This is a genomic window from Streptomyces sp. NPDC033845 (assembly GCF_055576225.1).
Genome location: NZ_JBVIRI010000014.1, coordinates 77197 through 97678, shown reverse-complemented (window position 1 = coordinate 97678; position 20482 = coordinate 77197). Strand labels below are relative to the sequence as shown.

18 protein-coding genes and 1 tRNA gene are annotated in these 20482 nt (G+C 73.0%); 8 read left to right on the top strand and 11 right to left on the bottom strand.

Features of this window, described 5'->3' with window-relative positions; genetic code table 11:
* Positions 1-14: 14 nt before the first annotated feature.
* Positions 15-1619, bottom strand: a complete 1605-nt coding sequence (locus ACZ50K_RS27110) for an RDD family protein (protein ID WP_468907699.1) — start codon at positions 1617-1619, stop codon at positions 15-17.
* A gap of 314 nt (positions 1620-1933) precedes the next feature.
* On the opposite strand from ACZ50K_RS27110, the gene ACZ50K_RS27105 reads away from it, so the two are divergent.
* Entirely contained in the window at positions 1934-2413 is a 480-nt protein-coding gene (locus ACZ50K_RS27105) for an SsgA family sporulation/cell division regulator (protein ID WP_468907697.1), read from the top strand.
* A 28-nt stretch (positions 2414-2441) separates the two neighbouring features.
* Here ACZ50K_RS27105 and ACZ50K_RS27100 read toward each other — a convergent pair whose 3' ends face one another.
* A complete protein-coding gene (locus tag ACZ50K_RS27100; protein ID WP_468907695.1) occupies positions 2442-3812 on the bottom strand; it encodes an FAD-binding oxidoreductase in 1371 nt (456 codons plus the stop codon).
* A 96-nt stretch (positions 3813-3908) separates the two neighbouring features.
* On the opposite strand from ACZ50K_RS27100, the gene ACZ50K_RS27095 reads away from it, so the two are divergent.
* Positions 3909-5402 carry a tetratricopeptide repeat protein gene (locus tag ACZ50K_RS27095; protein WP_468907693.1) on the top strand — a complete coding sequence of 498 codons (1494 nt, stop codon included), beginning with the start codon at positions 3909-3911 and terminating at the stop codon, positions 5400-5402.
* A gap of 163 nt (positions 5403-5565) precedes the next feature.
* Here ACZ50K_RS27095 and hppD read toward each other — a convergent pair whose 3' ends face one another.
* Positions 5566-6720, bottom strand: coding sequence for a 4-hydroxyphenylpyruvate dioxygenase (gene hppD, locus ACZ50K_RS27090; protein ID WP_468907691.1), 1155 nt, complete (start codon positions 6718-6720; stop codon positions 5566-5568).
* A gap of 122 nt (positions 6721-6842) precedes the next feature.
* Here hppD and ACZ50K_RS27085 point away from each other — a divergent pair, with 122 nt between their 5' ends.
* From ACZ50K_RS27085 to ACZ50K_RS27065, 5 genes are all read left to right on the top strand, one after another.
* Positions 6843-7313, top strand: a complete 471-nt coding sequence (locus ACZ50K_RS27085; protein ID WP_468907852.1) for an Lrp/AsnC family transcriptional regulator — start codon at positions 6843-6845, stop codon at positions 7311-7313.
* 38 nt (positions 7314-7351) lie between these two features.
* Positions 7352-7999: an ABC transporter permease gene (locus tag ACZ50K_RS27080; RefSeq protein WP_468907690.1), complete on the top strand. Its 648-nt coding sequence runs from the start codon at positions 7352-7354 to the stop codon at positions 7997-7999.
* Between the two features lie 154 nt (positions 8000-8153).
* Positions 8154-9353, top strand: a complete 1200-nt coding sequence (locus tag ACZ50K_RS27075) for a betaine/proline/choline family ABC transporter ATP-binding protein (RefSeq protein ID WP_468907850.1) — start codon at positions 8154-8156, stop codon at positions 9351-9353.
* Positions 9350-10222: an ABC transporter permease gene (locus ACZ50K_RS27070; RefSeq protein WP_468907688.1), complete on the top strand. Its 873-nt coding sequence runs from the start codon at positions 9350-9352 to the stop codon at positions 10220-10222. Before ACZ50K_RS27075 ends, ACZ50K_RS27070 begins: the two co-directional genes overlap by 4 nt.
* A gap of 108 nt (positions 10223-10330) precedes the next feature.
* Positions 10331-11221, top strand: a complete 891-nt coding sequence (locus ACZ50K_RS27065; protein ID WP_468907848.1) for a glycine betaine ABC transporter substrate-binding protein — start codon at positions 10331-10333, stop codon at positions 11219-11221.
* A 38-nt stretch (positions 11222-11259) separates the two neighbouring features.
* Here ACZ50K_RS27065 and ACZ50K_RS27060 read toward each other — a convergent pair whose 3' ends face one another.
* From ACZ50K_RS27060 to ACZ50K_RS27035, 6 genes are all read right to left on the bottom strand, one after another.
* Positions 11260-12057 (bottom strand): S16 family serine protease, encoded by a 798-nt coding sequence (locus ACZ50K_RS27060; protein ID WP_468907687.1) that lies wholly within the window; start codon positions 12055-12057, stop codon positions 11260-11262.
* Between the two features lie 174 nt (positions 12058-12231).
* Positions 12232-12873: an IclR family transcriptional regulator gene (locus ACZ50K_RS27055; RefSeq protein WP_468907685.1), complete on the bottom strand. Its 642-nt coding sequence runs from the start codon at positions 12871-12873 to the stop codon at positions 12232-12234.
* Positions 12874-13322: 449 nt separating this feature from the next.
* Complete coding sequence (locus ACZ50K_RS27050; protein ID WP_468907683.1) at positions 13323-15110, bottom strand: DEAD/DEAH box helicase; 1788 nt, start codon at positions 15108-15110, stop codon at positions 13323-13325.
* Positions 15111-15249: 139 nt separating this feature from the next.
* Complete coding sequence (locus tag ACZ50K_RS27045; RefSeq protein WP_468907681.1) at positions 15250-15639, bottom strand: type II toxin-antitoxin system death-on-curing family toxin; 390 nt, start codon at positions 15637-15639, stop codon at positions 15250-15252.
* Positions 15636-15836: a ribbon-helix-helix protein, CopG family gene (locus tag ACZ50K_RS27040; protein WP_468907679.1), complete on the bottom strand. Its 201-nt coding sequence runs from the start codon at positions 15834-15836 to the stop codon at positions 15636-15638. Before ACZ50K_RS27040 ends, ACZ50K_RS27045 begins: the two co-directional genes overlap by 4 nt.
* Positions 15837-15875: 39 nt before the next feature.
* A complete protein-coding gene (locus tag ACZ50K_RS27035; RefSeq protein WP_468907678.1) occupies positions 15876-17351 on the bottom strand; it encodes an MFS transporter in 1476 nt (491 codons plus the stop codon).
* Positions 17352-17534: 183 nt separating this feature from the next.
* Here ACZ50K_RS27035 and ACZ50K_RS27030 point away from each other — a divergent pair.
* Positions 17535-17606: transfer RNA gene (locus tag ACZ50K_RS27030), tRNA-Cys, on the top strand.
* Positions 17607-17654: 48 nt separating this feature from the next.
* Here the strand turns inward: ACZ50K_RS27030 and ACZ50K_RS27025 are convergent.
* Positions 17655-18176: a hypothetical protein gene (locus ACZ50K_RS27025; protein WP_468907676.1), complete on the bottom strand. Its 522-nt coding sequence runs from the start codon at positions 18174-18176 to the stop codon at positions 17655-17657.
* Positions 18177-18186: 10 nt separating this feature from the next.
* Complete coding sequence (locus tag ACZ50K_RS27020) at positions 18187-20469, bottom strand: DUF6571 family protein (protein WP_468907674.1); 2283 nt, start codon at positions 20467-20469, stop codon at positions 18187-18189.
* Positions 20470-20482: the final 13 nt, after the last annotated feature.

Below are 20482 nucleotides of genomic sequence, written 5' to 3'. Positions count from 1 at the left end.
TCCGGGACGGCCCGTCAGCGGACCACGGCGGTGCGGGCCGCCTTGTCGTGCCAGCCCTGCCGGCGCGGGCGGTCGACCAGGCACCAGAGGGCGGCGGGCAGCCCGAGCGTCCCGTAGACCAGCCAGCGGCGCAGGGCCGCGCCGAAGGACGGCGGGCGGCCGGTGGCCACGGCCGCGACCCGGATGCCGAGCAGCTTCTTGCCCGGGGTACGGCCCCAGCGGGCCGTCGGCAGCACCTCGTAGAACACCCCGAAGACCAGCACCGCGCCGGCCACCACGGCCAGATGGCCGGCGGTGGTGGAATCCAGCAGCCATACGGTCACGGGCTCGCCGTTCCCGGTCTGCGCGGCGGCGTCCACCTTGGCCCGGAGGTGCTCGGTCACCGCGGGTACGGAGGGCCAGGCGGCGGCCGCGCCGGCCGCGGCGAGCGGCACGGAGTCCAGCAGCCGGGCCGTCAGCCGACGCCCCAGCCCGGCGGGCCGGGAGGCCCGCTCGGCCATCCGCTCGAACAGCGCCCGATGCTCTGCCGCGGACCGCCCGACCCGCGCCGCGGGCCCGGCGGCCCCGGCGGGGGCTTCGGTTGCCGGGGCCGGAACGGCCGCACCGGCGCCGGCCGGCACCCCGGCCGGGCCGTGGGCGCCCGGGGCAGCGGGCGGGGACACCCGGGCCGGGGCGGCGGCGGCCGGGGAAGGGGTCGACAGGATCCCCGCGGAGGCGGCGGGGGCGTGCGCGGCGGCCGACGCGGGAGCCGTGGCGGCGGCCTGTACGGGGGCGGCAGCCGGGGCGGCGACCCGGGTCCGGGCCGCCGGCAGCCCCGGCCCCGGAAGGGCCGCACCCGCCGCCGGCAGCGCCTCCCCGCGGGGCGCGGGCCACGGCCCGTCGGGCGCGGAGCCACCGCCCGCCGGAGCCCCGCCACCGTCCGCCGCTTCCCCGCGGGGCGCGGGCCAGCGTTCCTCCGGCGCCGGGCCGCCGTCGGAGGCGGCCCGGCCGCCGTTCCCCGACTGCCCGCCGGGCGCGGGCCAGCGCCCATCCGTATCGGCACCGCCCACGGGGGCGGGCCAGCGGTCCTCCGGCGCGGAGCCGCCGCCGGACGGGGCCCGGCCGCCGCCGCCCACCGCCGCCCCGCCGGGCGCGGGCCACAGCCCGTCCGCCCCGGACGCGGCCCGGCCGCCGTCCGCCGCTTCCGCGCCGGGTGCGGGCCACCGGTCGGCCGGGGCGGCGTCCGGTGTCGGGGAGCCCCAGGAGACCAGTTCGTCGCGGGGGCCGCCGAAGCCGTACTGCTGGGCCGGGTCGGCCTGCCAGGCCGGGGGTTCGGGGCGGGGCCGGGGGGACGGGGGTTCGGGGCGGGTCCTCGGGACCGGGTCGAGTGCCCCCGTCTCGTCCAGGAAGACCGGTCCGGTCTCCTCGGCCGGGGCCGCCGGGGACATCGGGGCCACCCGGGGCGTGGCGGACGGCGCGGCGGCCGGCCGGTCCGCCCGGCGGTCCTCCGCGGTGGCCGGGCGGCTGGTGCCCGGTACCCAGGCGGAGCCGTTCCAGTAGCGGACGAACCCGGGGATGGACGGATCGGGGTAGTAGCCCTCGCGGGCCGCGTTCTCGCCGTCGCCTGGGGAGGCCGTCAATGTCCCCAACTCCGATCGTGGCTTGAGGCTTGGCTTGTGCAAGGGGACTTGCGCAAGGGAGGACCATAGCCAAGAACCCCGGGCCCTCAGGTCCGGTAACGGGGGAATCCAAGCCTTCGGGCGAACTCCGCACCCGTTTACGGACAAGGACGTCCCATAACCGTCCTCATCGATCACTTCCGGCCATCATGGCGAATTCCGGCCATTCTCTGATCGGTGCCCGAAACCCGCGTCATGACCGGCCCGCAGCCCGCTCTCTCCCAGCGCGGGGCCGGAAGGCACCGGGCCCCGCACCGAACGAGAGGGTCACCGCCATGCACTACCCGGTCATCGAACGCGAGCTGGAACTCAAGCTGGTCCTGTCCCCCGAGCGCAGCGTCTCCGTCCCCGCCCGGCTGGCGTACCGGTCCGCCGACCCCTACGCCGTGCACATCACCTTCCACGCCGGCTCCAGCGCCCCGGTGAACTGGACCTTCGCCCGCGAGCTGCTGGTGGAGGGGGTGTTCCGGCCCTGCGGCCACGGGGACGTCCGGATCTGGCCCACCAAGATCGACGGCCGGGTGGTGCTCTGCATGGCGCTCAGCTCCCCGGACGGCGACGCCCTGCTGGAGGCCCCGGCCGCCGCCGTGTCGGCCTGGCTGGAGCGCACCCTGCACGCGGTGCCCCCCGGCGGCGAGGCCGAGCGGCTGGGGCTGGACGACGCCTTGGCCGAGCTGCTGGCCCCCACTCCGGCGGACGACCTGTGGCTGCGCGACCCCTGGCCCTCGGACGAGTCCGGGGACGCCGACCTGTGAGCCCCGCGGCTCCCCGGGGCGCCGGAGCTCAGAACACCTTGCCGGGGTTCAGCAGGCCCAGCGGGTCGAAGGCCAGCTTGACCGCCCGCTGCGCCTCCAGGCCCACCGGGCCCAGTTCACGGGCCAGCCACTCCTTCTTCAGCACCCCGACCCCGTGCTCACCGGTGATCGTGCCGCCCAGTTCCAGCCCGAGGGCCATGATCTCGTCGAAGGACTCCCGGGCCCGCCGGGTCTCGTCCTCGTCCGCCGGGTCGAAGCACACCACCGGGTGGGTGTTGCCGTCCCCGGCGTGCGCGCAGACCCCGATGGTGAGCGCGTACCTCGCGGCGACGGCAGCGGTGCCGTCCAGCATCTCGGCCAGCCGGGTCCGGGGCACGCACACGTCCTCGACCATGGTGGCCGGGCGCAGTGCCTCCAGGGCGGTCAGCGACATCCGCCGGGCCTGGAGCAGCAGTTCCGATTCCGCCTCGTCCTCGGCGGGCACCACCGCGGTGGCCCCGGCCGCCGCGCACAGCTCCCCCACGGCCGCCAGGTCGGCCGGCGCGTCCGGGGTGTCGAAGGCGGCCAGCAGCAGGGCCTCGGTGGTCTCCGGCAGGCCCATCCGGCCCAGCGCGTTGACGGCGCGGACCGTGGTGCGGTCCATCAGCTCCAGCAGGGAGGGCGTGAGCCCGCTCTCCATCACGGCGCAGACCGCCGCGCAGGCCGCCGCCACCGAGGGGAACTCGGCGGCCAGCGCCAGTTGCCGGGGCGGGGCCGGGCGCAGGGCCAGGACGGCCCCGACGACCACTCCGAGGGTGCCTTCGGAGCCCACGAACAGCCGGGTGAGGTCGTATCCGGCGACCCCCTTGGCGGTCCGGCGGCCGGTGCGGAGCAGCCGGCCGTCCGCCAGCACCACGTCCAGACCGAGCACGTACTCGGCGGTGACCCCGTACTTCACGCAGCACAGTCCGCCGGAGGCGGTGCCGATGTTCCCGCCGATGGTGCACTGCTCCCAGCTGGACGGGTCGGGCGGGTAGGACAGGCCGTGCTCGGCCACGGCCCGGGAGAGGGCGGCGTTGACCACGCCGGGTTCGACCACCGCGATCCGGTCGACCGGGTCGATCTCCAGGATCCGGTCCATCTTCAGGAGGGAGAGCACGATGCAGCCGTCGACGGCGTTGGCGGCGCCGGACAGACCGGTACGGGCGCCCTGCGGGACCACCGGGACCCGCAGGGCGGTGGCGGTGCGCAGCACGTGCCGCACCTGGTCCACGGTGCGGGGCAGGACCACGGCGGCGGGGCGTCCGGCGGCGCAGAAGCTCGCCATGTCGGTGGCGTAGGAGGCGGTGACCTCGGGGTCGGTGAGCAGGGCCTCCGGGGGGAGTCCCGCGGCGAGCCGGGTGTGCAGCTGACTGTCCATGGTGCCAGCGTGGCACCGGGGGCCATCGGTGTGAACCGTGCGGCGACCCCGTCCGGACACCGCGGCGAACTCTTCATATTGACGCACAGTGAGCGGGTGGAACGTCAGGATGCAGAATTCCAGCCGCCGCGGCCCGTGACCCTCACCGGCCGCAAGACCGTTGTGGGCGCGGCGATCGCCGTGGTCCTGATCGCCGGGGCCCTGGTGATCCGCCCGGCCCGGGTGGACGACGACCCCCGGCCGCCGGGGCCCACCGAGCGGGCCGCCTCGGCGGTCGGGATGGGGGCGCCGGCCGCCTCGGTGGACCTGGCGGCGCTGATCGCCGACCGGGAGAAGTGGCTGCGCGGCCACGCCGAGGACCACGGTTCCTGGGCGGTGCTGGGATCCGCCTATCTGGAGCAGGCCCGGCACGCCTCGGACGCGGACTGGTACCCGAAGGCGGAGAAGGCCTTCAAGCGGTCGCTGGAGCTGCGGCCCGCCGAGCGCGGCAACTTCGACGCGATGACCGGGATGGGCGCGCTGGCCAACGCCCGGGGCGACTACGCCACCGGGAAGAAGTGGGGCGAGCTGGTCCGGGCGCAGTCCAAGCGGCGCTGGACGGCCTATCCGGTGCTGGTGGACGCGTACGGCGGGACGGGCGACTACAAGGCGGCCGAGCAGGCCCTGGAGCGGCTGCTGGAGCTGCGGCCGGGGCTGACGGCCGACGCGCGGGCCGCTCAGGTCTACCGGGACCGGGGCTGGCGGGAGGACGCGGCGGTCTCGATGGAGAGGGCGTCCGGGGCGGCGAAGTCCCCGGCGGAGAAGGCGTACTGCCTGACCCGGCTGGGCGAGCTGGCCTGGGAGCGGGGCGAGTCCTCGGAGGCGCTGCGGCTGTTCGAGGCGGCGCTGCGCACGGATCCGGGGCAGGCGCGGGCGCTGGGCGGCCGGGCCCGGTCGCTGGCCTCGCTGGGCCGGGACGGGGAGGCGGTCCGGGACTACCGGATGGCGCTGGGCCGGTCCCGGGTGCCGCAGCTGGCGCTGGAGCTGGGCGAGCTGCTGGAGTCGCTGGGCCGTACGGAGGAGGCGCGGGCGGCGGACGGCCCGTACACCCTGCTGGGGCTGCTGGCCGCGCGGGGCACGGCGAACGGGGTCCGGGAGCCGGTGGTGCTGGGCCTGTACGAGGCGGACCACGGGGATCCGGCGGCGGCGGTGCGGCGGCTGACGGCGGAGTGGGAGCGGCACAAGAGCGTGCAGGTCGCGGACGCGCTGGGCTGGGCGCTGCACCGGGCCGGGGATTCCTCGGCGGGTCTGGAGTACGCGAAGAAGGCGACGGACCTGGGGCTGCGGAGCGCGGCCTTCGCCTACCACCGGGCGGAGATGGAGCGGTCACTGGGCGAGGTCTCGGCGGCTCGCCGGCACCTCCAGGAGGCGCTGCGCACCAATCCGGGGTTCTCGCCGCTGCGCGGGCCGCGGGCCCGGGAGGCGCTGGAGGCGCTGGGGCAGCCGGGGGCGGGCGGCCCGGAGAACGTGCTGCCGCGGGGGAAGTGGGTGGCCCCGGACATGAGCCAGTACATCGTCCCGGCGAAGCCGAAACCGAAGTCCGGGCGCTGATCCGGCGGGCGTGCCCGGCCCGCACCGGCGGGCGGACCGGACGCACCCCTCCGGCGTCCGGTCCGCCCGGCGGGTCCTCACGGGCAGGGCGGGGCCCCGCCGCGGGTGAGGGCCGCGGCGGGGCGTTCGGGGCGGGGAGGCCCGGGGTGGCCAGAGGCCGGGTTTAGAGGTTGCCGCGCTTCTCCTGCTCGCGCTCGATGGCCTCGAACAGGGCCTTGAAGTTGCCCTTGCCGAAGCCCATGGAGCCGTGGCGCTCGATCATCTCGAAGAAGACGGTCGGCTTGTCCTGGACCGGCTTGGTGAAGATCTGGAGCAGGTAGCCGTCCTCGTCGCGGTCGACGAGGATCTTCAGCTCGCGGAGGGTCTCGACGGGCACCCGGGTCTCGCCGGCCCACTCGCCGAGGGTGTCGTAGTACGAGTCGGGGGTGTCGAGGAAGGAGACGCCGGCGGCGCGCATGGCGCGGACGGTGGCGACGATGTCGTTGGTGGCGAGGGCGATGTGCTGGACGCCGGCGCCGCCGTAGAACTCCAGGTACTCGTCGATCTGCGACTTCTTCTTCGCGATCGCCGGCTCGTTGATCGGGAACTTGACCTTCAGGGTGCCGTCGGCGACCACCTTGGACATCAGCGCCGAGTACTCGGTGGCGATGTCGTCGCCGACGAACTCCTTCATGTTGGTGAAGCCCATGACGTTGTTGTAGAAGGCGACCCAGTCGTTCATCCTGCCGAGCTCGACGTTGCCGACGCAGTGGTCGATGGCCTGGAAGGTGCGCTTGGCCGGGGGCTCGACGATCGGGTTGGCGGCCACGTAGCCCGGCAGGTAGGGGCCGGTGTAGTCGCGGCGCTCGACCAGGGTGTGGCGGGTCTCGCCGTAGGTGGCGATGGCGGCGAGCACGACGGTGCCGTGCTCGTCCTTGACCTCGTACGGCTCGTCCAGGCCGCGGGCGCCGTGCTCCACGGCGTAGGCGTAGGCGGCGCGGGCGTCCGGGACCTCGATGGCGAGGTCGACGACCCCGTCGCCGTGGGCGGCCACGTGCTCGGCGAGGAACCGGCCGCGGTCCGTGGACTGCTTGATGACCGAGGTCAGGACGAAGCGGGCGGCGCCGTTGGTGAGGACGTAGCTGGCCGTCTCGCGGGTGCCGTTCTCCGGTCCGGAGTAGGCGACCAGCTTCATGCCGAAGGCGGTGGAGTAGTAGTGCGCGGCCTGCTTGGCGTTGCCCACGGCGAAGACGACGGCGTCCATGCCCTTCACCGGGAAGGGGTCGGCCTCACGCGCGGTGTGCGGGGTGGTTTCGAGGTTCGCCAGAGACTCAGTCATGAGCGCAGGCTCCCGCCGATCCACAAGCTGCGCAATAGTTTGTTGTTCGAATGTACACATTGCGCAGTCCAGCGGGCACCCGGCTGGAATATCTGTGCAGTATGACCACCAGGAAGGTGCCCATGGGAATCGACTCCCTCGACGGCCGGCTCATCGTCCTGTTCGCCCGCGAGCCGCGGATCGGGGTGCTGGAGGCCTCCCGCCGGCTCGGGGTGGCGCGGGGCACGGTGCAGGCCCGGCTGGACCGGCTTCAGTCGAATGGAGTCATCCGCGGATTCGGTCCGCAGGTGGATCCGGCGGCCCTCGGATACCCGGTGACGGCCTTCGCCACACTGGAGATCAAGCAGGGCCAAGGGGCCGATGTGCGGGCCCATTTGGACACCGTGCCGGAGGTCCTGGAGCTGCACACCACGACCGGGCACGGGGACATGCTGTGCCGGCTGGTGGCGCGCTCGAACGCTGATCTGCAACGGGTGATCGACCGGGTCGTCGGGTTCGATGGGATCGTCCGGGCCTCCACGGCGATCGTCATGGAGAACCCGGTGCCACTGCGCATCATCCCCTTGGTCGAACAGGCGGCCGAGGACCACTGACGCCCGGGTTTCCGGCGCGCCGGAAAGGCGGACCGGAGATGGGCTTCTGGCATTACGTGTCCACCCGCCACGAACAGCTCCTCACCGACGCCTACCAGCACGCCAGCGCCGTCTTCCAGTGCATGGTCGCCGCGACCCTGCTGGGCATCGCGATCGGCCTGCTCACCTACCGCAGCCGCTGGGCGGGGAACGCGGCCATCACCTCCACCGCGGCGATCCTCACCATCCCCTCGCTGGCCCTGATCGGCCTGCTGATCCCGCTCGTCGGCCTCGGGGTGGCACCCACCGTGATCACCCTGACCCTCTACGGGCTGCTGCCGATCGTCCGGAACTCGATCGTGGGCCTGCGCGGGGTGGACCCGGCGCTGGTCGACGCGGCCAAGGGGATCGGGATGTCCCGCACCGCCCGGCTCCTCAAGGTGGAGCTGCCGCTGGCCTGGCCGCCGATCCTGACCGGCATCCGGGTCTCCACCCAGATGCTGATGGGCATCGCCGCCATCGCCGCCTACGCCTCCGGCCCCGGCCTCGGCAACGAGATCTTCCGCGGCATCGCCTCGCTCGGCAGCGCCAACGCCCTCAACCAGGTGCTGGCCGGAACGCTCGGCATCATCGTCCTGGCCCTGCTCTTCGACGCCGTGTACGTGCTGCTCGGCCGACTCACCATCCCGAGGGGGATCCGTGCCTGAGCCCGCCACCCCCGAGCCCGCCGGCCCGTCCCGGCCCGCGAACCCCGAGGCCGCGAACCCCGAGGCCGCCGACACCGCGGGCGCGACCCCCGGGCCCGCCGCCCCCTCCGAGCCCGAACACCTCCGGCCGGGGCGCACCTCGGGCGCCGCGATCGTGCTGGAGAACCTCACCAAGCGGTATCCGGGCAACCCCGAGCCCGCGGTGGACGACGTGTCGATGGAGATCAGGGCGGGCGAGACCGTGGTGTTCGTCGGCCCGTCCGGCTGCGGCAAGTCCACCACCCTGAAGATGATCAACCGGCTGATCGAGCCGAGCTCCGGCCGGATCCGGATCGGCGACGAGGACGTCACCGACATGGACCCGGTGAAGCTCCGCCGCAAGATCGGCTACGCCATCCAGTCCTCCGGCCTGTTCCCGCACATGACCGTCGCCGAGAACATCGCCCTGGTGCCGAAGATGACCGGCTGGTCCAAGAGCCGGGTCAAGGACCGGGTGGAGGAGATGCTCGACCTGGTCGGGCTGGACCCCCGGGAGTTCCACGGCCGCTACCCCCGCCAGCTGTCCGGCGGGCAGCAGCAGCGCGTCGGAGTGGCCCGGGCGCTGGCCGCCGACCCGCCGGTGCTGCTGATGGACGAGCCGTTCGGCGCGGTGGACCCGATCACCCGGGACCATCTCCAGGACGAACTGATCCGGCTCCAGCACGAACTCCACAAGACCATCGTGTTCGTCACCCACGACTTCGACGAGGCCATCAAGCTGGGCGACCGGATCGCGGTCCTCCGGGAGCGCTCGCACATCGCCCAGTTCGACACCCCCGAGGCGATCCTCACCAATCCGGCCGACGACTTCGTCTCCGGGTTCGTGGGCGCCGGCGCCGCCCTCAAACGCCTCAACCTGACCCGGGTCCGGGACGTGGAGGTCGCCGACTTCCCGACCGTCGGCGTGGACGACCCGCTCCAGAAGATCTTCAACACCCTCCGGCTGGGCCCGCACAACGAGGTGCTGATGCTCGACCGGCGCGGTCGCCCCTACAAGTGGCTGCGGCGCGGCGACCTGATGCGCGCCAAGGGCTCGCTGGCCCGCGCCGGGCAGCTGGTCCACGACACGGTGACCCGGGACGCCACCCTGCACGACGCCCTGGAGGCGGTGCTCACCGACAGCGGCGGCCGGGTCGCGGTCACCGGCCGGCGCGGCGAGTACATCGGCGTGGTCGACATGGAGACCCTGATGAACTCGGTGCACGAGATGCTGGAGGCGGACCGGCTGGCCGCCGCCGAGCACCGGCACGATCTGGAGGAGCTGCGGCACCACCGGACCGAACAGGAGCTGGAAGGCGGGGCGACCCGCTCATGAGCACCGGCTCCCCCGACACCCGCCCGCCCGGCGAACACGAGGTCAAGGGGCACGCGTTCCGCGACCAGGAGCTGATCGAGCCCGCGCCCGGCGGCCCGGGGGCCGGGAAGCCGTCCGCGCCGGAGCGGCCGGCCCGCCGGCTGACCTGGCGGCGGCTGGTGATCGCCCCCGTACTGCTGGCCCTGGTCCTCCTCGCCCTCTACCTGTGGATCACCAACATCCCGCTGGACTCCATCGAGCGGAACTCCCTCGGCGGCGGCAATGTGGAGCTCCGGCTGCGGCAGCACATCGAGCTCACCGCCGTCTCCACCTTCTGGGTGCTGGTCATCGCCGTCCCGCTGGGCATCGCCCTCACCCGGCAGCGGCTGCGCCGGGCCGCCCCGCTGGTCACCGCCGTCGCCAACATCGGGCAGGCCACCCCGGCGATCGGCCTGCTCGCCCTGCTGGTGATCTGGCTGGGCATCGGCCCGCGGACCGCGATCATCGGCATGGTGGCGTACGCCGTGCTGCCGGTGCTGTCCAACACGGTGGCCGGGCTGCGGGCCATCGACCCGCCGCTGGTGGAGGCCGCCCGCGGGATCGGGATGTCCCCGCTGGGCGTCCTGCGGAAGGTGGAGCTCCCGCTGGCCGTCCCGCTGATCCTGGCCGGGGTCCGCACCGCCCTGGTGCTCAACGTCGGCACCGCCACCCTGGCCACCTTCGGCGGCGGCGGCGGACTCGGCGACCTGATCACCTCCGGGATCCAGACCCAGCGGATGCCGGTCCTGATCGTCGGCTCGGTCCTGACCGTGGTCCTGGCCCTGTTCGTGGACTGGCTGGCCGGACTGGCCGAGACCGTCCTGACCCCGCGCGGGCTGGAGGCGAGCTAGATGAGAGACGTACCGGCCGTACGGGCGCTGCGCGCGGCCGCCACCGCCTGCGCCCTGCTCGCCCCGGCCGCCCTGACGGCCGGCTGCGGCCTCAAGAGCGGCTCCCCGATGGTGGACGAGGTGGTCCCCGGCCGGCTCGGGCACGGGCAGCCCCTGAAGGGCACCTCGATGACCGTCACCTCGAAGAACTTCAGCGAGAACATCGTGCTCGGCCAGATGATCGGCCTGATCTTCAAGGCGGCCGGGGCGGAGGTCCTCGACCGGACCAACCTGCCGGGCTCGATCAGCGCCCGCGAGGCGGTGGTGAAGGGCGACGCCGACGCCATGTACGAGTACACCGGCACCGCCTGGATCACCTACCAGGGCAACGCCGAACCGATCACCGATCCGCAGCAGCAGTGGAAGGCGGTCCGGGACGCCGATGTGAAGAACGGGGTGGCGTGGCTGCCCCAGTCCACCCTCGACAACACCTACGCGCTGGCCGTCAGCAAGGAGAAGAACGCCAAGTACGGGCTGAAGACCCTCTCCGACGTGGCCCGGCTGGCGAAGAAGGACCCCGGCGCGGTCACCGTCTGCGTGGAGAACGAGTTCGCCTCCCGGGACGACGGACTGCCCGGCATGGAGAAGGCCTACGGGATGAAGATCCCCGCCGCGAACATCAAGAAGATGGACGCCGGGATCATCTACACCCAGGTCTCCAAGCCCGGGTCCTGCCTGCTCGGCGAGGTGTACACCACCGACGGCCGGATCAAGGCCATGGACCTGGACGTCCTGGAGGACGACCGCCACTTCTTCCCCAACTACAACGCGGCCCCCGAGATCAACGCGAAGACCCTCGCCGCCCACCCGGAGATCGCCGCCCTGCTCGACCCGCTCTCCGCGAAGCTGACCACCGAGGTGGCGCAGGACCTGAACGCCAAGGTGGACGTGGACGGCCAGGACCCGCACCAGGTCGCCAAGGACTGGCTGATCGAACAGGGTTTCATCAAGGAACGCTAGGAGGAGCCGCCGGGCGCCGTCCCGGCCGCCGAGAGCCGTCAGCAGGAGGGGACGGTGCCGCCGGAGTCCAGGGCGCGTAGGGCTTCCACGGCGCCGGTCAGGGTGGTGACGGGGATCAGGCGGAGGCCTTCGGGGAGCTCGGAGCGGGCGTCGGAGCACTCGGCGGCCGGGACGAGGAAGACGCTGGCGCCGTCCCGCTTGGCGGCCTGGGTCTTCAGGGCGACCCCGCCGACCGCCCCGACCGCGCCGTCCGCGCCGATGGTGCCGGTCCCGGCCACGGTCCGGCCGCCGGTCAGGTCGCCGCCGCGGCCGTTCCCGTCGAGCTTGTCGACGATGCCCAGGGAGAACAGCAGTCCGGCGCTCGGTCCGCCGACATCGGCCAGGTTGAGGTCCACCTTCACCTGATCGGGGTTCCGGTTCAGGAAGCCGAGGGCGGCCTGGGTGGCGGTGGACTGGGACTTCGCCATTTCCTCCAGGTTGTGCGCCTCGATCTCCTTGTCGCTCTCCCCGGCCGGATAGACGGCCTCCTTGGGCATCACGGCCCGGTCCGTGCGGAACCAGTCGTCCAGCAGCTCGGGGAGGCCCACCCGCTGCGAGGGGCCGGTGGCGACGATGGTGGTCATCAGCAGTTTCCCCTCGGTGGGCCGGGTGGGGGCTCCGGTGACCGTGATGACGCTCTTGCCGTCCTTGCTGCCCAGGACGTCGGCCGTCAGCCCCGGCTGGGCCAGGACGAACGGCAGGGGGGCGAAGGCCGCGGTGAGCAGCAGCGCGAGTGCGGGCACGGCGCAGACGGCCAGGGCGGCGGGGCGCGGGAGACGCGAGAGGCGTGAGAGCACCCGGCCAATCTAGCGTCCGCACACGGCGGTGCCCCCGGGCGCCGCCGTGTGGGCGGGACCGGGGGCACGGCACGCGGGCCCCGTCAGGGCTCCGTCAGGGCTCCGTCAGGCCCGCGGCGGGGCCGCTTCAGGGCCTGGCTGCGGAGCCTGGGCGCGGGGCCCGGGCGCGGGGCCTCAGCGGAGGGCGTCGGCGACCTCCCGGGCCGCGTCGACCACCCGCGGTCCGACCCGTTCGGGGACGGCGTCGGCGAGCATCACCACGCCCACGCTGCCCTCCAGTCCGGTGATGCCGACCAGCGGGGCCGCGGCTCCACTGGCGCCGGCTTCGAGTTCCCCGTGGGTGAGGGTGTATCCGGGCTCGGTGAGCGCACCCTGCCTGGCGGCCAGGATGGCTCGGCCCGCGGCTCCGCGGTCCAGCGCGTGCCGGAATCCGGCCCGGTAGGCGACGTGGTAGTCGGTCCAGGTCGGTTCCACGACGGCCACGGCCAGTGCCTCGGTCCCGTCGACGAGGGTCAGGTGCGCGGTGGCCCCTATGTCCTCGGCGAGGGAGCGCAGCGCGGGCAGGGCGGCCTCGCGTACGAGCGGGTGGACCTGCCGGCCCAGTCTGAGCACGCCCAGTCCCACCCGGGCCCGGCCACCCAGGTCGCGCCGGACCAGGGCGTGCTGCTCCAGGGTGGCGAGCAGGCGGTAGACGACGGTGCGGTTGACCCCGAGCCGGTTGGAGAGCTCGGTGACGGTCAGACCGTGATCGGTATCGGCGAGCAGCTTGAGGACTCTGAGCCCTCTGTCGAGAGTCTGGGAGGTTTCCGCGGTCACGACGCCTCTCCCTCTGTGGTGAGCGGCGGTGAACTCTCACGGCAAAGGCGCCGCCGGTCCCATCGGCGACGCATGGAGAGGCCGCCGGATGGGCCATGGCACCGGCTGCGCTCCCGTGGCGGCGCTGCCACGGGGCGTTTCGATGCGGGGACAGTAGCGAGCGGGTCCGCTCAGCGGAAGGCCTCGTCCAGAATCCGGGCGGCGAATCCCCGTATGTGCGGTTTGCGAGCGGCCGGATGTACCGATTCGTAACCTCAGAAACCACAGGGGTCTTTTGCCTCCCCAGGAGCACGGGGGCCGTACGAATCTCCGCACGGCCCGCGCCTTCCGGCCCGTACGAACGGCTCACCGGGCCCGGTCAGCACATTCGCACCCGCGTACGCGAGGCCGCCGCGGGCCCGTCCGGGCCTCCGCCCGTGAGCCCGCCCGTGAACCCGCCGGTACGCCCGTCAGCGCATCCGGGTGGCCCACTCCTGGACCTTCTTGATCCGCTCGCGCAGCTGTCCCGCGGTGGCCTCGGCGCTCGGCGGTCCGCCGCAGACCCGGCGCAGTTCGGTGTGGATCACCCCGTGGGGCTTGCCGCTCTGGTGGACGTAGGCGCCGACCATGGTGTTCAGCGACTTGCGGAGCTCCAGCAGCTCCTTGTGGGAGACCACCGGCCGCCGCTCGGCGGGGAGTTCCAGCAGGTCCGCCTCCGCGTCCGGCTTCTTGCGGCTGTGCGCGATCTGCCGGGCCTGCCGCTTCTGGAGCAGCATCTGCACCTGGTCGGGCTCCAGCAGCCCGGGGATGCCGAGGTAGTCCTGCTCCTCCTCGCTGCCCGGGTGGGCCTGCATGCCGAACTCGGCCCCGTCGAACAACACCCGGTCGAAGACGGCGTCGGACTCCAGTGCCTCGAAGGACATCTGCTCGTCCTCGCCGGTGTCCTCGTCCTCCAGCCGGTTCGCCTCGTCCATCTCCTTCTCGGACTCGGCGTAGGGGTCCTCGTCCTCCCCCTTCTTCTTCGGCCGGTCGAGGACGTGGTCGCGTTCGACCTCCATCTCGTTGGCGAAGCCGAGGAGGTAGGGGATGGTCGGCAGGAACACCGAGGCGGTCTCGCCGCGGCGTCGGGAGCGCACGAAACGGCCGACGGCCTGGGCGAAGAACAGCGGGGTGGAGATGGTGGTGGCGTACACGCCGACGGCGAGCCGGGGCACGTCCACGCCCTCGGACACCATCCGGACCGCGACCATCCAGCGGTCCTCGTTGGCGCTGAAGTCGTCGATCCGCTTGGAGGCCCCGGTGTCGTCGGAGAGCACCACGGTCGCCTTGCTGCCGGTGATCTCGCGCAGCAGCTTGGCGTAGGAGCGGGCCGAGTCCTGGTCGGAGGCGATGACTAGGCCGCCCGCGTCCGGAATGCCCTTGCGGACCTCGGTGAGCCGCTGGTCGGCGGCGCGCAGCACATTGGGCATCCAGTCGCCGCGCGGGTCCAGCGCGGTGCGCCAGGCCTGGCTGATGGCGTCCTTGGTCATCGGCTCGCCGAGCCGGGCGGCGATCTCGTCGCCGGCCTTGGTGCGCCAGCGCATGTTGCCGCTGTAGGAGAGGAATATGACCGGCCGGACCACCCCGTCGTTCAGGGCGTTGCCGTAGCCGTAGGTGTAGTCGGCCGAGGAGCGGCGGATCCCGTCGTTGCCCTCCTCGTACGCGACGAAGGGGATCGGGTTGGTGTCGGAGCGGAACGGGGTGCCGGTGAGGGCGAGCCGCCGGGTGGCCGGGTCGAAGGCCTCCTGGCAGGCCTCGCCCCAGGACTTGGAGTCACCGGCGTGGTGGATCTCGTCGAGGATCACCAGGGTCTTGCGCTGCTCGCAGCGGTTGCGGTGCAGCATCGGGCGCACCCCGACACCGGCGTAGGTGACGGCGACCCCGTGGTACTCCTTGCTCAGCGGGCCCGCCGAGTACTCCGGATCCAGCCGGATCCCTATCCGGGCGGCGGCCTCCGCCCACTGCTTCTTCAGGTGCTCGGTGGGCGCGACCACGGTCACCTGCTGCACCACGTGGTGGTGCAGGAGCCAGGAGGCCAGGGTCAGCGCGAAGGTGGTCTTCCCGGCGCCCGGGGTGGCGACCGCGAGGAAGTCCCGCGGCTGGGTCTGGATGTACCGGTCCAGCGCCCCCTGCTGCCAGGCACGCAGCTTGCTGGCGGTGCCCCAGGGGGCGCGGCCGGGGAAGGCGGGTGAGAGGTGGTGGGAGGCGGTAGTAGTCACGGTCTCCGGTTCAGTCGCTCTCGGCGTAGCGGGTACGCGCAGGCAGGCGGTCGTACGTAGGACAACCGGGCCACCTTACCCGTGCGGCCGCACCCCCCGCGGAGGGACAGGCCCGTGACCTCGCCGCGTGCGTCGAGCGTCACACCTGCGGTGCCTGGAGGGCCGCCAGTCCGTCGGCGATCGCCTTGAGCTCGTCCACGCGGCCGGTGGCCACGTCGATCACCAGGCGTTCGGCGGCGTCGATGTCCGGCCGCAGCTCGACCCCGTTGATCGAGAGGAAGACCATGCAGGACAGCCAGGCGGTGCGCTTGTTGCCGTCGAAGAGGGGGTGGTTGACGGCGAGCGACTGGAGCAGCGCGGCGGCCTTCCCGAAGAGGTCCGGATAGGCCTCCTGCCCGAACATCGCGGCGGACGGCCGGTGGACGGCGGACTCCAGAAGTCCGGCGTCCCGGACGACCACCTGCATGTCGTCACAAGCCGCGGCGGCGATCTCCAGGACGTCTTCGGCGGACAGGTAGACGTAGGTCACTTGAGGCGCTCCATGAGCTCGCCCCACTTGGCGGCCTGCTCCTTGGCCGTCTTACGCACCATCGCCTCGTGCGCCGTCCGGGCGAGGTAGTCGTCCACGGCCCGCAGCAGTATGGCGTGCATGCTGACACCCTCCTGCTCGGCGCGCTGCTTGAGGGCCTCGGTCTGGTCGTCACGGAGACGCAGGTTGGTTGCCATGCCAAAACGGTACCACCAGCGGTACCAACCTGGTACCGGCTACTCCCGGGCGGCAGCGGCAGCAGGCTCCGGGGCCGGATCCAGGCGGGTGGCCACCCAGGCGCCCACCAGGGCCACGCAGGCCATCGGCAGGAACACCACCACGAACGCCCCGGGGTGCGAGGCCGTCCCCTCCGCCACCGAGTGGGCGGCGCCCACCGCCCCGCCGCCCAGCGCGGCGAACGCCGCCCCGCCGCCGGCCAGCAGCACCACGTTCGCCAGCGCGTCGGAGATCTGCAGGGCGGCCGAGTTCGAGCCCGCCTCCTCCGGCGCCGACAGCTCCAGCAGCAGCACGCTGGTGGAGCCGATCACCAGGCCCATGCCCAGACAGCCCACGGCCCAGGCCAGCGCCACGCTCCACACCGGAACCCAGTCGACCAGCACCGCGGGCGCGGCGGCGATCGCCGCCGCGACCATCAGCATGCCCGTCACCATCAGCCGCTCCCGGTACGGCGCCATCCGGCCCTTCGACTGGATCCAGGACCCGAGCGCCCAGGTCACCCCGCCCGCGGCCAGCGAGAGGCCGGCCAGCGTGGGGCTCATGCCCCGCTGGGTGACCAGCATCAGCGGCACGAAGCTCTCGGCCGCGATGAACGAGCCGGCCGCCACCCCGCGCAACAGCACCACCGAGGGCAGTCCGCGCCGGGCCAGATAGGTGCCCCGCGGCAGCAGCCCGAGGACGGCCGGCACCAGCAGGGCCACCCCGGCCGCGCCCGGCAGCAGGGACAGCCAGCGCAGGTCCTGCGCGGCGAACTGCAGCAGTCCGGCGCCCAGCGAGATCCCCAGGGCCAGCCGGATCCGGCGCCGGTCGAAGGCGGCCGGCGGCCCGGACGGGTCCACCGGGCCGGACGCGGTCCGCCGGATGGCGGGCAGCGCCACCACCAGCGGCACCACCACCAGCGCCGGGATCCCCAGGAACACCCACCGCCAGCCCAGGTGCTCGGTGACCGTACCGGCGGCCAGCGGGCCCACGATGGACGGCACCACCCAGCTCGCCGCGAAGGCCGCCATGATCGCGGGCCGCAGTCGCTCGTCGTAGGCCCGGCTCACCACCACGTACAGGGCGACGATCACGAGCCCACCGCCGAAGCCCTGCACGGCCCGCCCCAGCACGAACAGCCACATCGCCCCGGCGGTCCCGGACAGCAGCAGCCCGCCCGCGAAGGAGGCGATGCCGAGGGTGAGCGGCCGCAGCGGGCCGGCCCGGTCGGACCACTGGCCGGACAGCACCATGCCGAAGAGGCTGGTGGTGAAATAGGCCGAGAAGGCGAAGGCGTAGAAGGCGATGCCGTCGAGCTCCCGGGCGGCCACCGGCATCGCGGTGCCGACGGCGGTTGCCTCGAAGGCCACCAGGAAGATCACCGAGATCATCCCGATGCTGAGCGTCCGGTGCGCGGCCCCCATGATCCCGGCGGCGGGAGGGCTCGGGACGGCGGGGGCCGCCTTCCGGGGGGTGCGGGGTTCAAGGGCGCTCATCGCCCCAGAGTAAGGCGCGCTGAATCGATTCACCCCTGTCATTTCGGCGGATCCGGTCTCCGTCCGGGGACCTAGGACCGACCCTCGACTGTGAACGCGGCATGGCGGTCCTGTTGCGTCCCCCCGGAACCCCTTCCGACCACCCGGGACCCCCGCCTAACGTCGAGTCCATCACCACCCCGCAGCCGTGTGCCCGAGTGGTTGAGGGACTCGCCTGCAAAGCGGGGCACGCCGGTTCGAATCCGGTCACGGCTTCTGGAACAGGGCCGCCGGCCGCACCCGCCAAGGTGCGGCCGACGGCCCTCAGTCGCGGCAGCCGAGGTCCTTGCGCACGGTGTCGTGGAACTTCCGCAGCAGTGCGGACAGCAGTTCCCGGGCCCGGGCGCCCTCTTCCGCCCCGAGCGTCCCGGACACCGTGAGCCGGACCTCCGACTCCCCTCCGTCACTCCGGCAGCTGAACTCGACGCGCGCACCCCGGTCGTAGACCCAGCCGTTCCGGCCGAAATCGAGTCGGGCACGATCCATCCCGGCGTACATGCCGTCGCTGAACGCCTGCCCCGCACCGAGCCGTGCCACCTGCGCGGAGAACCCGTGTTCGCCGTCGATGTAGACGAGACAGATGCCATCGGAGCCGGGGAACCCGGATGGTTCGTCGAGCTTCACCTTGGACCCGTCGCCCACGAACGGAGCGACCTCGGCACCGGTGAAGAGGCCCCCGCAGACCCGTGCCGGGATCTCGGGCGGCGCCTTCTCCTGGGAGCACCCCGCAGCGAGTCCTCCGGCCAGCAGCACGCCGAGCGCCCGGGAAGTCCACTGACCGCGCATGACCATCCCCTCACCCCTGGGCACGGGGACGCTCGCCGCGCCCGATCGCGTGCGCGTTCCCCGTCTCCGTGGCCGCCACACCGACGAGGACGCTGACGTCGCGCTCCGAGTAACCGGCCTTCTCCGCGGCCTTCCGCACAGCCTCCCCCACCGAGTCGCGCGCCCCCGATTCCGCGTCCGCGTAGTCGTAGGCCGCCTTCTTGTCGTCCTCGTCCGTCTTCTTCGCGATGTCTTCCCTCGCGCCCTCCACCGCGCTGCTCGCGATGTCCTCCTGGACCCAGCCCAGCATGTCGCCGGCGATGGGGAACAGTTCCAGGTACTTGGCGCCGGCCATGTCGATGCCCCGGTTGATCCACTTCGCCGTGTCCTCGACGCCCTTGACGTACTCCTCCTGCTCGTGGGCGCTCTCCGCGTACACCGCGTGGGCCCTCGCCTCGGAGAGGATGCCGGCGACCTCGCCGCCGGGATGGACCGCGATCTTGATGGCGCCGTCGATCTCGCTGTACTCGCCGCGGTGCGCGAACACGTCCCGGACGAGGACCTCGGTGAAGGCCCGCTGGGAGTTGGTGATCGCGCCGTACGCCTCGGGGTCCTGGGCCACGACGCCCAGGAAGTCGGTCACCTCCGCCTTCCCGAACTCGGCCATCTCGCCCGACACCTTGATCATCCCGGACTGGTTGCCCATCGCGGCCTGGATATCGGCCGCGTACTCGGCCGACATATGGCCGAAGGCCCCGGACAGGCCCGCCAGCGGCTCGCCCTGCTCCCCCGTCTTGGCGACCAGGTCGGGGTTGTCCGCGATCTTCGCGACGACCCGTTCCATCACGTCCGTCATGGGTCCGGTGTGCGGGACCGGCGGGGCGTCCTCCACGCCGGTCGGGCGGCCGCTGACCGCCGCCATCAGCGCCTCCCCCAGGGCGGCCTGGGCGGGCGTGAACTCCCCGCCGCGCCCGTCGAACCCGCTCGCCCACGCCTTCTGGTCGAGGAAGTAGTCCACCATCCCCTGGGGTTTGCCGTGCTGCCCGCCGACCGCCTTGTCCGCTGCGGTGACGATCCCGTCGCCGTCGCTGTCCTCCCGGACCGGCTCGTTGAAGAGGGCCGTGGCCGCGTCCGGGTTGTTGCCGAGCGCCTCCAGCAGGCCGGTCAGCGGATAGAACCCGGACCCGCCCTCCCGGCCGTGGTTGAGCGCCGGGTCCAGCCCGATCGGGGCGCCGTACTCCCAGCGCCGCGGATCGCTCCGGTCCATCGCGACCATGTCCCGGCCGACGGAGGTCAGGAACTCCTTGTCGTACCGTCCCTCGCGGATCAGGGCGCCGAGCGCCTGGTACCCGTAGACCTTGGTGCCCATCCCGGAGACCCGGCTGACGTCCATCTCCTTGCGGCCGGCCTTCATCAGCTCCGCCGTCCAGGAGGCGTCCAGACGGCCGGGGACGTCCTTCTGGGTGGCCAGGCCCAGCAGCGCGCCGAGATCGCTCTGGATGTTGCCGACCATGGCGACCCGGTCCCGGCCGGCCGCGCCCAGGCCCGTCGCGTCCAGGGACAGCGCGGTGTACGCCTGGAGGGTGCCCTCCGCGCCCGCGGTCCGGAAGAAGGCGGTGGCGAACTCGGGGTTCTTCCGGTTGTCGTCGAGGAGTTCCTCCAGCTCCCGCAGCTTCTCCGGATTGCGGGCGGTGCCCCCCTTGGCGAGGGTGTCGAGCAGTCCCGCCGCCCGGGCGGCCTGTTCGGCGGCCAGGCTGGTGTAGCGGGGGCCGCCGAAGTCGTGGGCGTCGGCGACGTTGGCGGCGAGAAGCCGGGCCAAGGACTGGTCGGCGTCGTCGCACTGCTCGACCAGGGCGGTGATCCGGCGCTGCCATTCACCCCGGTGCTGCTGTTCCGTGCGGATGAAGTCCGGATCGTGGCGGGCCGCGTTCTCCGTGCCCGGGTCCTCGAACGGGATACGGGACACCTGGCCGTAGGCGCTCACCCGGAACCCCGCGGCCGGCGCGTCCACATCGGCGATCCGGCGCAGTTCGTCCCTGGCCGCCTTGAACGCCGCATGGCCGCTGGCCAGCCCCTGGTGGACGCCCTTGGCCTCCTTGGCCGCGTCCTCGAACTCCTTGGCCACCTTGTCGATGAAAGGGCGGCCGGTACCGGCCGTGACCCCGCTCCACTCGGCCTTGTCCGCCTTGGCCTTCATCCCGTCCCGGGCGTCCCTGGCCAGCTCCGCCAGCTTGGTCGCCATGGCGCTCCAGTCGGCCACGGCGGTCCCGAGCCCGTCCAGGGGCGCGTTGATCACGTTCTCGTACGTCAGCACGTCTCTCCGATCC

Excerpts from the sequence above, each read along its gene's own strand:
- ACZ50K_RS27105 (WP_468907697.1), top strand. The coding sequence starts at position 1,934 with ATGCACTACCCGGTCATCGAACGCGAGCTGGAACTCAAGCTGGTCCTG.
- ACZ50K_RS27100 (WP_468907695.1), bottom strand. The coding sequence starts at position 3,812 with ATGGACAGTCAGCTGCACACCCGGCTCGCCGCGGGACTCCCCCCGGAG.
- hppD (WP_468907691.1), bottom strand. The coding sequence starts at position 6,720 with ATGACTGAGTCTCTGGCGAACCTCGAAACCACCCCGCACACCGCGCGT.
- ACZ50K_RS27085 (WP_468907852.1), top strand. The coding sequence starts at position 6,843 with ATGGGAATCGACTCCCTCGACGGCCGGCTCATCGTCCTGTTCGCCCGC.
- ACZ50K_RS27080 (WP_468907690.1), top strand. The coding sequence starts at position 7,352 with ATGGGCTTCTGGCATTACGTGTCCACCCGCCACGAACAGCTCCTCACC.
- ACZ50K_RS27070 (WP_468907688.1), top strand. The coding sequence starts at position 9,350 with ATGAGCACCGGCTCCCCCGACACCCGCCCGCCCGGCGAACACGAGGTC.
- ACZ50K_RS27065 (WP_468907848.1), top strand. The coding sequence starts at position 10,331 with ATGGTGGACGAGGTGGTCCCCGGCCGGCTCGGGCACGGGCAGCCCCTG.
- ACZ50K_RS27040 (WP_468907679.1), bottom strand. The coding sequence starts at position 15,836 with ATGGCAACCAACCTGCGTCTCCGTGACGACCAGACCGAGGCCCTCAAG.
- ACZ50K_RS27035 (WP_468907678.1), bottom strand. The coding sequence starts at position 17,351 with ATGAGCGCCCTTGAACCCCGCACCCCCCGGAAGGCGGCCCCCGCCGTC.
- ACZ50K_RS27025 (WP_468907676.1), bottom strand. The coding sequence starts at position 18,176 with ATGCGCGGTCAGTGGACTTCCCGGGCGCTCGGCGTGCTGCTGGCCGGA.